This is a genomic window from Streptomyces sp. NPDC045678 (assembly GCF_056432085.1).
Genome location: NZ_JBWKJS010000011.1, coordinates 160571 through 176737 on the forward strand (window position 1 = coordinate 160571; position 16167 = coordinate 176737).

At 69.7% G+C, this 16167-nt stretch carries 15 protein-coding genes and 5 tRNA genes; 14 read left to right on the forward strand and 6 right to left on the reverse strand.

Going from position 1 to position 16167, the window contains the following annotated elements:
- Positions 1-330: 330 nt before the first annotated feature.
- The 4 genes from AC07DO_RS33510 to AC07DO_RS33525 all read right to left on the reverse strand — a co-directional run bounded on the left by AC07DO_RS33510 (position 331) and on the right by AC07DO_RS33525 (position 5856).
- Positions 331-921 (reverse strand): GTP-binding protein, encoded by a 591-nt coding sequence (locus tag AC07DO_RS33510; RefSeq protein WP_479065141.1) that lies wholly within the window; start codon positions 919-921, stop codon positions 331-333.
- Positions 902-1303: a DUF742 domain-containing protein gene (locus tag AC07DO_RS33515; protein ID WP_150172620.1), complete on the reverse strand. Its 402-nt coding sequence runs from the start codon at positions 1301-1303 to the stop codon at positions 902-904. Before AC07DO_RS33515 ends, AC07DO_RS33510 begins: the two co-directional genes overlap by 20 nt.
- 140 nt (positions 1304-1443) lie before the next feature.
- Positions 1444-1857: a roadblock/LC7 domain-containing protein gene (locus AC07DO_RS33520; RefSeq protein WP_030787430.1), complete on the reverse strand. Its 414-nt coding sequence runs from the start codon at positions 1855-1857 to the stop codon at positions 1444-1446.
- A gap of 9 nt (positions 1858-1866) precedes the next feature.
- Entirely contained in the window at positions 1867-5856 is a 3990-nt protein-coding gene (locus tag AC07DO_RS33525; protein ID WP_479065144.1) for a sensor histidine kinase, read from the reverse strand.
- A 574-nt stretch (positions 5857-6430) separates the two neighbouring features.
- Between AC07DO_RS33525 and AC07DO_RS33530 the strand changes: the two genes are divergently transcribed.
- From AC07DO_RS33530 to AC07DO_RS33570, 9 genes are all read left to right on the forward strand, one after another.
- The gene (locus AC07DO_RS33530) at positions 6431-6631 is read left to right on the forward strand and encodes a hypothetical protein (protein WP_479065145.1); all 201 of its coding nucleotides are present in this window, start codon (positions 6431-6433) and stop codon (positions 6629-6631) included.
- A 79-nt stretch (positions 6632-6710) separates the two neighbouring features.
- Positions 6711-7499, forward strand: a complete 789-nt coding sequence (locus AC07DO_RS33535; RefSeq protein WP_479065147.1) for a fumarylacetoacetate hydrolase family protein — start codon at positions 6711-6713, stop codon at positions 7497-7499.
- Positions 7492-8970: a glutamate--tRNA ligase gene (gene gltX / locus AC07DO_RS33540; protein ID WP_479065149.1), complete on the forward strand. Its 1479-nt coding sequence runs from the start codon at positions 7492-7494 to the stop codon at positions 8968-8970. The genes AC07DO_RS33535 and gltX overlap by 8 nt, the downstream gene beginning before the upstream one ends.
- Positions 8971-9053: 83 nt before the next feature.
- The gene (locus tag AC07DO_RS33545; protein ID WP_479065151.1) at positions 9054-9782 is read left to right on the forward strand and encodes an HAD family hydrolase; all 729 of its coding nucleotides are present in this window, start codon (positions 9054-9056) and stop codon (positions 9780-9782) included.
- Between the two features lie 87 nt (positions 9783-9869).
- A tRNA-Gln gene (locus AC07DO_RS33550) sits at positions 9870-9941 on the forward strand.
- 60 nt (positions 9942-10001) lie between these two features.
- Positions 10002-10074: transfer RNA gene (locus AC07DO_RS33555), tRNA-Glu, on the forward strand.
- 62 nt (positions 10075-10136) lie between these two features.
- Positions 10137-10209: transfer RNA gene (locus AC07DO_RS33560), tRNA-Glu, on the forward strand.
- 32 nt (positions 10210-10241) lie between these two features.
- Positions 10242-10313: transfer RNA gene (locus AC07DO_RS33565), tRNA-Gln, on the forward strand.
- 28 nt (positions 10314-10341) lie between these two features.
- Positions 10342-10414 (forward strand) — tRNA-Glu (locus AC07DO_RS33570).
- A gap of 42 nt (positions 10415-10456) precedes the next feature.
- Here the strand turns inward: AC07DO_RS33570 and AC07DO_RS33575 are convergent.
- Positions 10457-11113 carry a MerR family transcriptional regulator gene (locus AC07DO_RS33575; RefSeq protein ID WP_479065153.1) on the reverse strand — a complete coding sequence of 219 codons (657 nt, stop codon included), beginning with the start codon at positions 11111-11113 and terminating at the stop codon, positions 10457-10459.
- A gap of 106 nt (positions 11114-11219) precedes the next feature.
- Between AC07DO_RS33575 and AC07DO_RS33580 the strand changes: the two genes are divergently transcribed.
- Positions 11220-11705, forward strand: coding sequence for a DUF4188 domain-containing protein (locus AC07DO_RS33580; protein ID WP_479065155.1), 486 nt, complete (start codon positions 11220-11222; stop codon positions 11703-11705).
- Positions 11706-11817: 112 nt separating this feature from the next.
- Here AC07DO_RS33580 and ndgR read toward each other — a convergent pair whose 3' ends face one another.
- Entirely contained in the window at positions 11818-12537 is a 720-nt protein-coding gene (gene ndgR / locus AC07DO_RS33585; protein WP_055564460.1) for an IclR family transcriptional regulator NdgR, read from the reverse strand.
- A gap of 180 nt (positions 12538-12717) precedes the next feature.
- On the opposite strand from ndgR, the gene leuC reads away from it, so the two are divergent.
- The 4 genes from leuC to AC07DO_RS33605 all read left to right on the forward strand — a co-directional run bounded on the left by leuC (position 12718) and on the right by AC07DO_RS33605 (position 16076).
- The gene (gene leuC / locus AC07DO_RS33590) at positions 12718-14142 is read left to right on the forward strand and encodes a 3-isopropylmalate dehydratase large subunit (protein WP_479065157.1); all 1425 of its coding nucleotides are present in this window, start codon (positions 12718-12720) and stop codon (positions 14140-14142) included.
- 5 nt (positions 14143-14147) lie between these two features.
- Positions 14148-14741 carry a 3-isopropylmalate dehydratase small subunit gene (leuD, locus tag AC07DO_RS33595; protein WP_150172636.1) on the forward strand — a complete coding sequence of 198 codons (594 nt, stop codon included), beginning with the start codon at positions 14148-14150 and terminating at the stop codon, positions 14739-14741.
- A 247-nt stretch (positions 14742-14988) separates the two neighbouring features.
- Positions 14989-15225, forward strand: a complete 237-nt coding sequence (locus AC07DO_RS33600; protein ID WP_150172638.1) for an SCO5555 family protein — start codon at positions 14989-14991, stop codon at positions 15223-15225.
- Positions 15226-15386: 161 nt separating this feature from the next.
- Complete coding sequence (locus tag AC07DO_RS33605; RefSeq protein ID WP_479065159.1) at positions 15387-16076, forward strand: HU family DNA-binding protein; 690 nt, start codon at positions 15387-15389, stop codon at positions 16074-16076.
- The last annotated feature ends 91 nt before the right edge of the window (positions 16077-16167 follow it).

Genomic DNA, 16167 nt, shown 5'->3' on the forward strand with positions numbered 1-16167 from the left:
AACCTCTCGGCGGCGGCACTCACGTCGTGCCGCTGTCGTCTCCAAGGCCCGTGCTACTGGGCAGTTCAGCGCATTCCAGCACGTCAGGGGCTGCTCTTCCAAACAGTGGGAAGCGCAACCCCCGAGTGGTGTAAGCCTCAGATAAAACGGTCATAAAGAGCGAGCCCCGCCAAAAGGCGGGGCTCTTGTGAGCACAGCGACACCAGGTGACCGCGACGCGTGTCTGTCACCGGGCAATTCTCTGTCGAAACGTTATGAACACGGCGACCGCCCGTGTCAAAGGACACAGACCGCTCCGGGTCGACTACGGCAACTACCGTACGGACCTGCCTACTTGAGACGTGCCATAAGTGCGTGCTCGACCAGCGTGATCAAGCCACTCTTTGCGTCCGCACGGTGTCGCGCGTCGGTCGTGATGATGGGCGTACCGGGTCCGATCTGGAGTGCTTCGCGGACTTCGTCGGGGGTGTAGGGCTGGTGTCCGTCGAAGCCGTTGAGGGCGATGACGAAGGGGAGCCCGGAGTTCTCGAAGTAGTCGACGGCGGGGAAGCAGTCGGCGAGGCGGCGGGTGTCGACGAGGACGACCGCGCCGATCGCGCCACGGACGAGGTCGTCCCACATGAACCAGAAGCGGTCCTGGCCCGGCGTACCGAAGAGGTACAGGATGAGGTCCTGGTCCAGGGTGATGCGGCCGAAGTCCATGGCCACCGTCGTGGTGGTCTTGTCTCCGGTGTGGGTCAGGTCGTCGATGCCCGCGGACGCGGACGTCATGACGGCCTCGGTGCGCAGCGGGTTGATCTCAGAGACCGCCCCGACGAACGTGGTCTTGCCCACGCCGAAGCCGCCCGCCACCACGATCTTCGCGGAGGTGGTGGAACGGGCCGCTTCCGTGCCCGTACCGCTAGAGCTTGCGAAGTCCACTGAGCACCCTTTCGAGCAGTGTCACGTCAGGCTGGCCACCGGCGTTCTCGTCGCCGCCGGGCTGGTGGATGGCGACGAGCCCGGCCTCGGCCAGGTCCGCCACGAGGATCCGGGCCACGCCGAGCGGCATCGCGAGCAGGGCCGAGACCTCGGCCACCGACTTGACCTCACGGCACAGGTGGCAGATCCGCTGGTGCTCGGGGAGCAGCCCCATCAGCTGGGCCGGGTCGGCCGTGGTGCTCACCAGCGCCTCGATCGCGAGCTGGTAGCGGGGCCGGGTCCGGCCGCCGGTCATCGCGTAAGGACGCACCAGCGGCTGGTCGCCCTCCATTCCGTACGAAGCATCGCCGTACGGGTTGTGAGAGGCGGTGGGCGGGGTCATGGATCCTCCGGGCGGGACAGCAGGTCATCTGCGTGTGCCGTCTGACAGAGCCGGTGGGGGCAGTGTGGCGGCCGGACGGTTGGTCAGTACGTTCGGTCGGTGGGGCGGCCGAAGGGTGAGGCTTCGGAGCGTGCTCGGGGCTAGTGGAGCAGGCTGCCCTGCAGCTCGGCGCGGAGGTCCGGAGTGAGGACGGCACCCGCGCGGTCGACGAGGAGGGCCATCTCGTACCCGACGAGGCCGATGTCGCACTCGGGGTGCGCGAGCACGGCCAGGGACGAGCCGTCCGAGACGGACATGATGAAGAGGAACCCCCGCTCCATCTCCACCACGGTCTGTGTGACGGTGCCGCCTTCGAAGATCCGGGAGGCGCCCGCGGTCAGCGAGGTCAGCCCCGAGGCGACCGCGGCGAGCTGGTCGGCGCGGTCGCGCGGGAACCCCTCGGACATGGCCAGAAGGAGGCCGTCGGCGGAGACCACGACCGTGTGGGACACCCCGGGGGTGTTGTCCACGAAGTTGGTGATCAACCAGTTCAGATTCTGTGCCGCCTGGCTCATCGGACTCAACTAACGCTCCTGCTGGTGAGTGGGGCGAGGGAAACTACCGGTCTGGCCGGTGCCGGCCTGGCGACCCTGCTGGATGCCCCGACGGAGATTCGTCAGCCGGCCGCGTACTTCTTCGGGTGCACGCGAAACCTGCGGACCTGTGCTGTCCTGCTGCTGCTGTGCCGTGCCCGCGACCAGGTTGGCCCGCGGGACGCGACGCGGCAGTCCGGATGTGGTGACGCCGCCCGCGGACGGCTGCCGGACGCGCTCGGCCTGCCGGCCCAGCTCGTCGTTGGGGGAGGAGCGCCAGCCGCCGGGCATGCCCGCGCCGTTCGTGCCGCCCTGGTCCGCGGGTGCGGCGGCCGGGTCCTGGCGCTGGGGGCGCGAGGGGAGCGGACGCTGCGGCGGCTCGGGGGCCTGGTGGCGCGCGGGCTCGGGAGCCCGGCGCGGACCGGCGTCGGCGGCCGGGCCGCCCAGCTGCTGGTCCTGCTGCGCGGACTGCCGGTTCCGGTGCTCCTGCTGCTCCTGCTGTGCGGCCTGCTGCTGCGCCGCGTGCTGGTTCTGCTGCTGCTGGAACCAGTTGGTCTCCAGCGTGTCGAACAGCGGCGTACGCCCGTCGCCGGGACCGCCCGGCGGGAGGGGCTGCTGCGGGTTCAGCGGGTCCTCGTGCTGATGCAGCGGGTCCTGCTGCTGGTTCAGCTGGTTCTGCTGGTCCTGCTGCGGCGCCTGGCCCACACCCTGGCCCTGGCCCGGCTGCTGCGGGAGGCCCTGGTGGGGGTCGCCCTGGCCGCGGCGGGGGGCCGGCGGGCGCGGCACGGTGTAGTCGGGGTTCTCCCGACCGCCCTGCTGCGCGTAGCCGTTGCCCTGGTCCTGCTGCTGACCGGGGTTCGGGTTCTGCTGCTGGTTCTGCTGTTGCTGCTGGTTCTGGTTCTGGTTCTGGTGCTGCGGCGCGGCCGGACGGCCGGGCTGCTGGCCACGCCGGGGCGCGCCCGTACCGCCGAAGACGTCCGAGCGGACGAACTGGCCGGTCGAGCCCGCGTCCTGCGGCGCGGAGGTGCCGGGCGGCGGACCGTCGAAGTCCGGGCGGGCGAACTCGGCGGTGGAGCCGGGGCCCTGCCGGTCGTCCGGGGCGGCGGTGGGCTGCGGGAACTGCCCGGTGGTCTCGTGCTCCTCGTGACCCCGGGGCGTGTCGAAGGGCTCGCGCGACACCTGCGGCTGCGCGTTCTCGTCGCTCCAGCTGGGCACGCGCGGCTGCGGGTTACCCCCGGGCAGCTCGGCGCGCGGTCCCCCGCGGGGCGGCAGCTGGGGCCTGCGGCCCTGGTCACCGGCGTCCGACGGCGGGTTCATGGCGTTCGTACGCTGCTGGGGCACGGGAGGCTGCGGCGCGCTGCCGCCCCGGCCGCCCTGCGACTGGTTGCCCTGCCCGCGCGTCGGCAAGTTGCCCTGCGGCGCCATGGGCTGACCGCTCTGGGAGCCGCCGACCTGCGGGCCGCCGACCTGCGGGCCACCGGCTTGCGGGCCACCGACCTGCGGGCCACCGGGCGGACGCTGCTGTCCGGTGTCTCGGGAGGGCAGCGCGGCGCGCGGACCCGTGCCCGCGACCTGCTGGCGCGGCGCACCGGCACCGAGCAGCCCGGGACCGCCCTGGCCACCGCCACCGGGACCGCCGCCGAGCGCGGGACCACCGCGACCGGGGCCACCGCCCTGGCCGGGACCGCTGTTGCCGCCGGGACCGACACCGCGTCGCGCGGCAGCGGCACCCGCGGCGGCCTGAGCCGCGGCGGGACCGCCGGTCGTACCGGGCGCACCGGGCTTGCCCGGCATCTTCTTGCCGCCCTGGGCGACGTCGACGGGGAGCATGACCAGCGCGGTCGTACCACCGGAGTCGGACGGGCGGAGCTGGATGCGGATGCCGTGACGCTGCGACAGACGGCCGACCACGAACAGACCCATGCGGCGCGAGACCGAGACGTCCACGGTGGGCGGCGACGCGAGCCGCTCGTTGATCGCCGCGAGGTCCTCGGGCGAGAGGCCGATACCGGTGTCGTGGATCTCGATCAGCACGCGCCCGTCGGGCAGCGCGTGACCGGTGACCTTGACCTTGGTCTGCGGCGAGGAGAACGAGGTCGCGTTCTCGAGCAGCTCGGCGAGGAGGTGCACGAGGTCGTTGACGACGCGTCCGGCGACCTCGGTCGCGGGGACCGAGGAGAGCTCGATGCGCTCGTACTGCTCCACCTCGGACGCGGCGGCACGCAGCACGTCGACGAGCGGGACGGGCCTGGTCCACCGGCGACCGGGCTCTTCACCGGCCAGAACCAGCAGGTTCTCACCGTTACGACGCATACGTGTGGCGAGGTGGTCGAGCTTGAAGAGCGAGGAGAGCTGGTCCGGGTCGGCCTCGCGCGACTCCAGCTCGGAGATGAGCGAGAGCTGGCGCTGGATGAGGCCCTGCGAACGGCGCGAGAGGTTGGTGAACATCGCGTTGACGTTGCCCCGCAGCAGGGCCTGCTCGGCGGCGAGGCGGACGGCCTCGCGGTGCACGTCGTCGAAGGCCGCGGCCACCTGGCCGATCTCGTCCCTGGAGTGCACACCGACCGACTCGACGGAGGTGTCGACGTCCTGCGGGTCCGACTCCGAGAGCTGCTTGACCAGCTCGGGCAGGCGGTCCTGGGCGACCTTGGTCGCGGTGTCCTGGAGGCGCCGCAGCGAACGGATCATGGACCGGGCCACGACGAACGCGCCGACGAGCGAGACGCCGAGCACGAGCAGGATCAGCGCACCGTTGAGGATGGCCGACTGCTCCGACTCGTTGCGCAGCTCGCGAGCCTTCTGCTCCATCTCGCCGAGGAGCGTCAGCTCGATCTTCGACATCGCGTCGATCTTGGTCGTGTCGTTGTCGACCCAGTCCTTGTAGGACCGCTTGTCCTGGAGCTTGATGCCACCCTCCTGCTCGAGGACGCGCTTGGCGTACTCGTTGGCGGCCTTGACCGCGGGGTTGCCGCCGTCGATGGGCTTGGTCAGCTCACCGGCGTTGCCCGCGTAGATCTTGCTGAACGTCTGGAGCTCCGAGCGCTCCTTCTCGTTGGCGCTGAGGCCGAAGGTGCGGTCGGTCTCGGAGATCTTGCCGTAGTCGCTGTCGTTGGCCGGCAGGGCCGCGGCGATGATCGCGCGCTGGACGGACGCGTACTCCTTGGCGGAGGAGAAGGCGGCCAGCGAACGGGTCCGCTGGATCATGTCCGGGTTGCTCGTCGCCTGCGCCATGTCCTGCGACAGCTTCAGGAGCTGCTCGACGAGCTGGCTGTAGGCCTCGACGGTCTGCGAGGTGGACTTCTCGTCCTGGAAGGCCTTCTTGCGGACGTCGTTGATGCCCTGGAGCTGCTGGGTGATCTGGACCGCGCTGTGCCGGACGCCGAGGAGGCCCTTCTCGCCGTCGGTGTCGTTGAGGTCCTGGGTGCCCTGGAGGAAGTTCCGGTAGACGCGGTCGGTCTTGTCCCGCGCGCCCTTGACCGTGTAGTCCGAGGCGCTCGCGCCGTGCGCGAGGGGGCCCGCCGACTTGTCGCGCTCCTCCTGGAGCGCGGCGGCCAGCTCCGTGGCCTGCTTGGTCATCTCGGTGAGCAGCTTCATGTTGTCGAGCTGCTCGATCTCGTCCAGGGACGAGTTGATGCGGAGCGCGCCGAGCGAGGTCGCGGTGATCACGGGGAGCGCGAGCAGCGAGACGAGGCGGGTGGAGATGCGCCAGTTGCGCAGGGCTATTCGGGAGCCGGGGCCGGGGGGCGTCGCGGCTCCGGACGCGTTCTTGCCCTTGCTCTTGCCCTTGGCCGGGGCAGCCGTCGGGCCGCTGCCGACGGCACCCTGGCGCGCGGCGCCGGGACCGCTGTCGCCGGGCGAGCCCGCGCCGGGGTTCTGGGCGTGCTGGGGCGAGGAGCCGCGCTCCGGCTCCGCCGGAGCATCCCCTCGGCCGCGGTCGGCCTGGGGAGACCCCTTGCCATCCCTCTTGAAACGTCCCTGCACTAGCGTCGCAACCTCTGGACCAGGCGTCCTGCCGGGTAACGGCGGGACGGTGTCGGCGTCGTGGGGCGGCAGCGCCCCATGGGTGGTCGTGAGTGACCGGCGCTTGCTCCCCCTCCCCGCCGCCACTCGGCGCTGCGTTGCGCCCCTGCGCGCCGGTTCGATCCCGCGGCGGTCCCGGGAATTCCAGCACAGTGCAGGATCTCCAACAAGGCCCGTGTGTCGCGCCGCGAGCTACGTGACGCGTTGTGAGTGCGGAGTCACGAGACGTAGAAAGTGATCTAGTAGAAAACGGACCCATCCTCACAAAGCTCCTGCCGGTGGGGGGTGTCCCAGTCTTCATGATCAGGAGCGGAATGATGCCTTCAGTGGCGCAATGTCCGTTTCCAACCGCCTGACTCTGGGCCTGAATTGACCCTTTTGCCCACTGCCTCGTGAGCAAACTCACACGAAGATCATGGCGTCTTCCGGACTTTGGCCGGGAATTGGATGTTTAGCCTGACGCTTTACAGGGATGGCGAATCCGACAAGCCGCGTCCGTTCGCGCGACGCACAACCGACAAGGTCCGAACAGCAGATGAAGACTGTGAAGTCGACGATGTTCCGCAACATAGCCAACCCGCGCCGCACCACTCTCGCGCACCTCACGGACGCGGACGAGCTCCAGACCGCGGCCGACCGTCCGGAGCACGCGGTCGAGCTCCCGACCCAGACCGCCAACCCCAAGCGCACGATCCTGATGGACGCGCCGGAGCAGACCACCCCCGTGGCGGGCTGATCACGGGAGGTCGGACCCCCTTGCCGCGTTAGCCTGGAGCGTCAGACTCCACCCATTCCAGCAAGGGGCCGAGGCACACGTGCGCATCGCCAGGTTCTCCATCGACGGCAACGTCGCCTTCGGCGCGGTCGAGGGCGAAAGCCCGCCCGGAACGACCGACGGTCTTGTCCTCGACATCATCAAGGGCATCCCGTTCGCGGACTTCGAGCTCTCCGGCACGAAGGTCCCGCTGAGCAAGGTCAGGCTGCTGCCGCCGGTGCTCCCCAACAAGGTCGTGGGCATCGGCCGCAACTACGCGGACCACGCGGCGGAGCTCGGCAACGAGGTCCCCGACGTCCCGGTCGCCTTCTTCAAGCCGTCCACCTCCGTGGCGGGCCCCGGCGACGCCATCGTGTACCCCTCCTTCTCGCAGGAGGTGCACCACGAGGCCGAGCTCGCCGTCGTCATCGGCCGCATGTGCCGCGAGGTCCCGCGCGAGCGCGCCCGTGACGTCATCCTCGGCTACACCTGCGCGAACGACGTCACCGCGCGTGACGTGCAGAAGCGCGAGAAGCAGTGGGCCAGGGCCAAGGGCTTCGACACCTCCTGCCCGCTCGGCCCCTGGGTGGAGACCGACCTCGACCCCTCCGACCTCACCATCCAGTGCACGGTCAACGGCGAACAGCGCCAGCTGGGACGTACGACCGAGATGGTCCGGTCCGTCGAGGACCTGATCGTGCACATCTCCGAGGCCATGACGCTGCTCCCCGGCGACGTCATCCTCACGGGCACCCCGGCAGGGGTCGGCCCGCTCAACGTCGGCGACGAGGTCGCCGTCACCATCGAAGGCATCGGCACTCTCACCAACAGGGTGATCAAGCGTGGCTAACGCGACCCCCGTACGCGTACGGTTCTGTCCCTCGCCGACCGGCAACCCCCACGTGGGCCTGGTCCGCACCGCCCTCTTCAACTGGGCCTACGCCCGGCACAACGAGGGCACCCTGGTCTTCCGCATCGAGGACACCGACGCGGCCCGCGACTCCGAGGAGTCGTACGAGCAGCTGCTCGACTCGATGCGCTGGCTGGGCTTCGACTGGGACGAGGGCCCCGAGGTCGGCGGCCCGCACGCGCCGTACCGCCAGTCGCAGCGCATGGACATCTACAAGGACGTCGCCGCCAAGCTGATCGACGGCGGCTACGCCTACCCCTGCTACTGCACCACCGAGGAGCTGGACGCCCGCCGCGAGGCCGCCCGCGCCGCCGGCAAGCCGTCCGGGTACGACGGCCACTGCCGCGACCTCACCGCGGAGCAGATCGAGGCGTACGAGGCCGAGGGCCGCAAGCACATCATCCGCTTCCGGATGCCCGACGAGGCCACCACCTTCACCGACCTGGTCCGCGGCGAGATCACCGTCCAGGCGGAGAACGTCACCGACTACGGCATCGTGCGTGCCAACGGCGCCCCGCTGTACACGCTCGTCAACCCGGTCGACGACGCGCTGATGGAGATCACCCACGTCCTGCGCGGCGAGGACCTGCTCTCCTCCACGCCCCGGCAGATCGCCCTCTACAAGGCGCTGATCGAGCTCGGCGTCGCCAAGGCGATCCCCGAGTTCGGCCACCTCCCGTACGTCATGGGCGAGGGCAACAAGAAGCTGAGCAAGCGCGACCCCCAGGCCTCGCTCAACCTCTACCGCGAGCGCGGCTTCCTCCCCGAGGGCCTCCTGAACTACCTGTCCCTCCTGGGCTGGTCGTTCTCGGCGGACCAGGACGTCTTCTCGATCTCCGACATGGTCGCGAAGTTCGACCTCGCGGACGTGAACGCGAACCCGGCCCGCTTCGACCTGAAGAAGGCCGAGGCGATCAACGCCGACCACATCCGCATGCTGGACGTGAAGACCTTCGCCGAGGCCTGCGAGCCCTGGCTGAGGGCCCCGCACGCCAACTGGGCGCCCGAGGAGTTCGACGAGGCCGCCTGGCAGGCCATCGCGCCGCACGCGCAGACCCGCCTCAAGGTCCTCTCCGAGATCACGGACAACGTCGACTTCCTGTTCCGCGCGGAGCCGGTCTTCGACGAGCCGTCCTGGACGAAGGCGATGAAGGACGGCTCCGACGCGCTCCTGCGTACCGCCCGCGCCAAGCTGGACGCGGCCGACTGGAGCTCCCCCGAGTCCCTCAAGGAGGCCGTCCTGGCCGCCGGCGAGGAGCACGGCCTCAAGCTCGGCAAGGCCCAGGCCCCGGTCCGCGTCGCCGTCACCGGCCGCACCATCGGCCTGCCCCTCTTCGAGTCCCTGGAGATCCTGGGCAAGGAGAAGGCGCTCACCCGCATCGACGCGGCCCTGGCGAAGCTGACCGCGTAGGCAGACGCGGCCGACCAGACGTACGTGAACGAAGGACCCGGGAAGCCTGACGGCTCCCGGGTCCTTCGCATACGGTCGTAGACATGCCGATCAAAGCCGTGGTCTGGGACATCGACGACACGATCTTCGACTACGCGCGTGCCGACAGCACCGGCATGCACGCGCACCTCACGGCCGAGGGCCTCCTGGCGCGGTACGAATCGGCGGAGCGCGCGCTCGACCGGTGGCGGGAGCTCACCGAGCGCCACTGGGCCCGCTTCGGGGCCGGGGGAGTGACCTTCCAGGAGCAGCGCCGCGACCGCGTGCGCGACTTCATGGACGCCCCGGACCTCTCCGACGCCGACGCCGACGCCTGGTTCGAGCGTTACGTCGGTCACTACGAATCGGCCTGGTCCCTCTTCCCCGACACCCTCCCCGCCCTGGACGCGCTCGCCGGTGAGTACCGCCACGCCGTGCTCTCCAACTCCGCACTGGTCGTCCAGGACCGCAAGCTGACCGTCCTCGGCGTACGCGACCGGTTCGAGGCCGTGCTGTGCGCCGCCGACCTGGGCGTCTCCAAGCCCGCCCCCGAGGCGTTCCGCGCCGTCTGCACCCACCTCGGCCTCGCGCCCGCGGAGATCGCCTACGTCGGCGACCAGCCGGAGATCGACGCCAGGGGCGCCAGGGACGCGGGCCTGCTCGGGATCTGGCTCGACCGCAACGGCTCGGCGGGGGACTGCCCGACGGGCGTGCACCGCATCAGGGCGCTCTCCGAGCTCCCCGCGCTGCTGCGGGCGGATACCCGTTTTGGAGCGCCGTCCACCTTCGGGTAATGTTCTTCCTGCGCCGCCCGAGAGGGCCGAAAGGTCCGGCCGGGAAGCGCAAGTCAAACAAAACCCCGTCAAGGGGTGGCGCTTTGATGGCCTATGGTGTAATTGGCAGCACGACGGTTTCTGGTTCCGTTAGTCTAGGTTCGAGTCCTGGTAGGCCAGCTCGCAGAGCTCATCTGCAACCGCGGATCTCATCCGCAACCTGTGGAGCACATCCACAATGCCCCCGTTGTGTAGCGGCCTAGCACGCCGCCCTCTCAAGGCGGTAGCGCCGGTTCGAATCCGGTCGGGGGTACAGATCCTTCCCGCGGGGACAGATCGGGTCGCACCCACTGTCACTGATGCAGGATCGCTAGGGCCCCCGTTGTGTAGCGGCCTAGCACGCCGCCCTCTCAAGGCGGTAGCGCCGGTTCGAATCCGGTCGGGGGTACTGTAGGTCCCTAGACTTGGTCTAGACCACATTGGGCTATGGTGTAATTGGCAGCACGACGGTTTCTGGTTCCGTTAGTTTAGGTTCGAGTCCTGGTAGCCCAGCTGGATCGTGTGGTGACACAAGGTCCGCGCCCCCGTTGTGTAGCGGCCTAGCACGCCGCCCTCTCAAGGCGGTAGCGCCGGTTCGAATCCGGTCGGGGGTACAAGAACGACAGAGGGCCTTCCCGTGAGGGAGGGCCCTTTCGTCATGACCGGGGCGCCTCCTGCCCGTAGCGCCGGTGGGACTCCTCGGCCTGTGCCATGCGGCGCAGGCTCAGCAGGACCGGCTCGTAGAGCACCGTGAGCGCGACCGCCGCCTCCAGCTCCTCGTCCGGCGACTCGTACCGCTCGATCAAGTCCAGGTCCGCCACGGCCAGTTGCCGCCCCGCGCGCGCGTACGGCGCCAAGTCCGCCACGCCGCACGGATATCCGAGCCGGGCCAGGGTGCCCACGGCGGTCACCAGCATCCGGTAGGCCGGCGAACCGGCTCCGTATTCCTGGGCGTTCCGCCAGCCGAGGCGTTCCAGCAGAGCGTCCACCGTGTGGCATGCCGCCTCCTGGGACGGGTCGTCCGCAGGGGACTCCGGGCCGTGCGGCAGAGCCCATACCGCCGTCCCCAGGCGGGAGTTGTGGTCCAGCGAGTCGTCCTCCAGCGCGGTGAGCACCTCGCGCGCCGACGCGATCGGCACCCGGCCCACCTGGACCAGCGCCCGCACGAGCCGGAGCCGCTGCACGTGGGTGTCGTCGTACTCGGCCCGCGTCGCGGTCACGCGGTGGCCCGGCGGGAGCAGCCCCTCGCGCAGGTAGTACTTGATCGTGGCCGTGGGGACCCCGCTGCGCCGGCTCAGTTCCGCCAGTCTCATCGGTTCGTGCCTCCTCTTGCACTCCTCCTTGGAGAGTGCCACTATCCAAGCATGGATAGCGGAACTATCCAACGTTCGGCCAAGGCTCCGTCAAGGGGGAACCGTCATGAGCAGCAAGCCGATCGAAGGTCGCATGACCGCCGCGGCGGAGGGCGGCGTGGTCGTCTTCCACATCGGGATGCGCATCAATGCCTTCCGTGCCGTCCGCAGCTGGTGGCCCGTCTTCACGGCGATGCCCCGCATGCTGAAGGAACTGTCGCGGGACCGGGAGAGCGGAATGCTGGGCTACCGGCTCCTGTTCGGCGGGGCACGCGTGGTGTACCTGGTCCAGTACTGGGAGTCGCGGGAGAAGTTGCTGGCGTACTCGACCGCACCGGACAAGACCCACCGGCCCGCGTGGGCGACCTTCAACCGTCGCATCAGGGAGGGCCGGGGCAGGGTCGGCTTCTGGCACGAGACGTTCGTGGTGCCGGCCGGCGCCCATGAGCAGGTGTACGTGAACATGCCGCCGTTCGGCCTGGCCGCCGCCACCGGTGTGATCCCGGTCGGCCGTCGCGGGGAGCGGGCCGCCGACCGCCTGGGAGCGGCCTGACCTTCACCGGCCGAGGGCCGGGGCACAGAAAAGCGCCGGAAGGGGCTGCCGCGGCGTTGAGGCAGCTCCTTCCGGCGCTGTGCGTGGGTCGGCGCTCCCGGCGCCGGGAGCGTCAGCCGCCCGAGCGGCGCAGGGCCTCCGAGAGGCGTCCGGCGGCGTCGATGACCGCTTGGGCGTGCATACGGCCGGGGTGACGGGTCAGGCGCTCGATCGGTCCGGAGACCGAGACGGCGGCCACCACACGGTTCGAGGGGCCCCGCACCGGCGCGGAGACGGACGCGACGCCCGGCTCGCGCTCGCCGATCGACTGGGCCCAGCCCCGGCGGCGTACGCCCGAAAGGGCCGTGGCGGTGAAGCGGGCGCCCTGGAGGCCGCGGTGCAGACGCTCCGGCTCCTCCCACGCCATCAGGATCTGGGCCGAGGAACCCGCCTTCATCGTGAGCGTCGAGCCGACGGGGACGGTGTCCCTCAGGCCCGAGAGGCGCTCGGCCGCGGCCACACAGATGCGCATGTCGCCCTGGCGGCGGTAAAGCTGCGCGCTCTCGCCCGTGACGTCGCGCAGGTGGGTCAGGACCGGGCCCGCCGTGGCGAGCAGGCGGTCCTCGCCCGCCGCCGCCGCGAGCTCCGAGAGGCGCGGGCCGAGAATGAATCGGCCCTGCATGTCCCGAGCCACCATCCGGTGGTGTTCCAGTGCCACGGCCAGTCGATGAGCCGTGGGTCGTGCGAGCCCGGTGGCCGCGACCAAGCCCGCGAGGGTGGCCGGACCGGACTCCAGAGCGCTCAAGACAAGGGCCGCCTTGTCGAGGACGCCGACGCCGCTAGAGTTGTCCATGCGTCGATACTCCCGTCTCACTCTGTGAAACGCAAGTTCAATTTTCTGCGAGACGCGCCACTCTGTACGAGCGATCCGCGGACCAACGGATCGGCGGCCGACGCACGGCACGAGGGGTACGTGCGTCTGCGAACAGATTCTCTAGTTGGGCCGGCGAAGCGGCCGGTCGGAGGGAAAGCGATGGGTAGGACACTCGCGGAGAAGGTCTGGGACGACCACGTCGTCCGGCGCGCCGAGGGCGAGCCCGACCTCCTCTTCATCGATCTGCACCTGCTGCACGAGGTGACCAGCCCCCAGGCCTTCGACGGCCTCCGTCAGGCCGGCCGGCCGGTGCGGCGGCTCGACCTCACCATCGCGACCGAGGATCACAACACCCCGACCCTCGACATCGACAAGCCGATCGCCGACCCGGTCTCGCGGGCCCAGCTGGAGACGCTGCGCAAGAACTGCGCCGAATTCGGCGTACGCCTGCACCCGCTGGGCGACGTCGAGCAGGGCGTCGTCCACGTGGTGGGACCGCAGCTGGGACTGACCCAGCCCGGCACCACGGTGGTCTGCGGCGACTCGCACACCTCCACCCACGGCGCCTTCGGCGCGCTGGCGTTCGGCATCGGCACCTCCCAGGTCGAGCACGTCCTGGCCACCCAGACGCTGCCGATGGCCCGCCCCAAGACCATGGCCATCACCGTCGACGGCGAACTGCCCGACGGGGTCACGGCCAAGGACCTGATCCTCGCCATCATCGCGAAGATCGGCACCGGCGGCGGCCAGGGGTACGTCCTGGAGTACCGCGGCCCGGCCATCGAGAAGCTCTCGATGGAGGCGCGGATGACCATCTGCAACATGTCCATCGAGGCGGGCGCCCGCGCCGGGATGATCGCCCCCGACCGGACGACCTTCGACTACATCGAGGGTCGCGCCCACGCCCCGCAGGGCGAGGACTGGGACGCCGCGGTCGCCTACTGGAAGACCCTGAAGACCGACGACGACGCCGTCTTCGACGCCGAGGTCTACATCGACGCCGCGTCGCTGGCGCCGTTCGTCACCTGGGGCACCAACCCGGGCCAGGGAGCGCCGCTTTCGTCGAGCGTCCCCGACCCGGCTTCGTACGAAGACGCTTCGGAGCGCTACGCCGCCGAAAAGGCCCTGGAGTACATGGGGTTGACCGCCGGGCAGCCGCTGCGCGACATCAAGGTCGACACCGTCTTCGTAGGTTCGTGCACCAATGGCCGTATCGAGGACCTGCGTGCGGCCGCCTCCATCGTCGAGGGCCGCAAAGTCGCCGACGGCGTACGGATGCTGGTCGTGCCCGGCTCGGTCCGGGTCGCCCTGCAGGCCATGGAGGAGGGGCTGGACAAGGTCTTCACCGGCGCCGGCGCCGAATGGCGGCACGCGGGCTGCTCGATGTGCCTGGGCATGAACCCCGACCAACTGGCTCCCGGCGAGCGCTCGGCGTCCACGTCGAACCGCAACTTCGAGGGCAGGCAGGGCAAGGGCGGGCGTACCCACCTGGTCTCCCCGCAGGTCGCCGCGGCCACCGCGGTCACCGGCCACCTCGCCTCGCCCGCCGACCTGTCCGACGCCCCCGTGACCGCCGGAGTCTGAGAACCATGGAAGCATTCACCAAGCACACCGGCCGGGCCGTTCCGCTGCGCCGCAGCAACGTCGACACCGACCAGATCATCCCTGCTCACTGGCTCAAGAAGGTCACCAGGGACGGTTTCGAGGACGGGCTCTTCGAGGCCTGGCGCAAGGACTCCGAGTTCGTCCTCAACCGCCCCGAGCGACAGGGCTCCACGGTCCTGGTCGCGGGCCCCGACTTCGGCACGGGTTCCTCCCGCGAGCACGCCGTGTGGGCGCTGCAGAACTTCGGCTTCAAGGCCGTCATCTCGTCCCGCTTCGCCGACATCTTCCGGGGCAACTCGCTGAAGAACGGCCTGCTCACCGTGGTGCTCGACCAGAAGGTCGTGGACGCGCTCTGGGAGCTGACGGAGCGGGACCCGCAGGCCGAGGTCACCGTCGACCTGGAGGACCGCCAGGTCCGCGCGGAGGGCATCACCGCCGACTTCGAGCTCGACGAGAACGCCCGCTGGCGGCTGCTGAACGGCCTGGACGACATCAGCATCACCCTGCAGAACGAGCCGGACATCGCCGCGTACGAGTCCGGGCGCCCCTCGTACAAGCCGCGGACCGTGCAGGTCTGACACCTCGCAACACCCCGCAACACCCCGACGTACCCCCAATCGTGAACGGTTGGGGGTACGTCTGTGTGCGGCACTTCTGGGTACCGGCTGACCTGAACGGGTGGTCTCAACTCCCGTGCTCGTGAAGGAAGAAGAGGCCGGAAATCCCCTTGTACTCAGCGCGACGGGGTACCCTCAGAAAGGCGGCGGACGGCGGCAGTTACCCCCTGCGGAGGCGACAACTCGCCCCAGATGGCACAATCGGTGCATGGGACGTGACAGCCAACTCGAGCTCTACGGGCTCGTCGCGGACCAACTGAAGGAAGCGCACTCACGAGTGCGCGCACTGCAAGTCCCGGAGGGCGTACGGATGGCGCTGACCCGGAAGCTGCTGGTCATTACGGCCGCGGCCAAACACGATCTCGCCGATGCGGCAAGGCGTCTGGAGCGATTGATGGCGTCCCTCGACGAAGCAGACGAGGACCGATTCCCCCAAGACGGCTGAGTCGCAGCCTCAACGGGCCTTCGAGGAACTCCGAGATGGGCCACTTCGTTGCGGCACAAGGGTGATTAGCCCGTTTCGTGTTTGATTTGCGGTATATATCTGCCTAACGTGCGAAAAAGCCGGAGTATTTCGCTCCCGGCAATGTCTCCGAAGGGGAAGACGTGAACAAGGCGCAGCTCGTAGAAGCGATTGCCGACAAGGTGGGCGGCCGCCAGCAGGCCGCCGACGCCGTCGACGCGGTCCTGGACGCCGTCGTCCGTGCCGTGGTCAGCGGGGACCGGGTTTCGGTCACCGGCTTCGGCTCGTTCGAGAAGGTCGACCGCCCGGCCCGTTACGCCCGCAACCCGCAGACCGGGGAGCGCGTGCGGGTCAAGAAGACCTCCGTTCCGCGCTTCCGTGCCGGACAGGGCTTCAAGGACCTGGTGAGCGGCTCGAAGAAGCTCCCCAAGAACGACGTCGCGGTCAAGAAGGCGCCCAAGGGCAGCCTCTCCGGCGGTGCTTCGGCGACGGTCAAGAAGGCCGCCGCGAAGAAGGCCACGGCCAAGAAGACCGCCACGAAGGCCACGGCGAAGAAGGCGACGCCGGCGGCGAAGAAGACCACCGCCAAGAAGGCCACGGCGACGGCGAAGAAGGCCACCGCCAAGAAGACCGCCACGAAGGCCACGGCGAAGAAGGCGACGCCGGCGGCGAAGAAGACCACCGCCAAGAAGGCCACGCCGACGGCGAAGAAGGCCACGGCGAAGAAGACCGCGCCCGCCGCCAAGAAGGCCACGGCCAAGAAGACCGCGCCCGCCAAGAAGGCCACGACGCGCAAGACGACCGCCAAGAAGACCACGGCCCGCAAGAAGTAGGGGCACGAGGGCACTCACGCGCCGGGCCGGGCTCCCACGGGGGAGCCCGGCCCGCGTCGTGCGTCGGCTCTTTCAGAAGGCCTTCAGGACC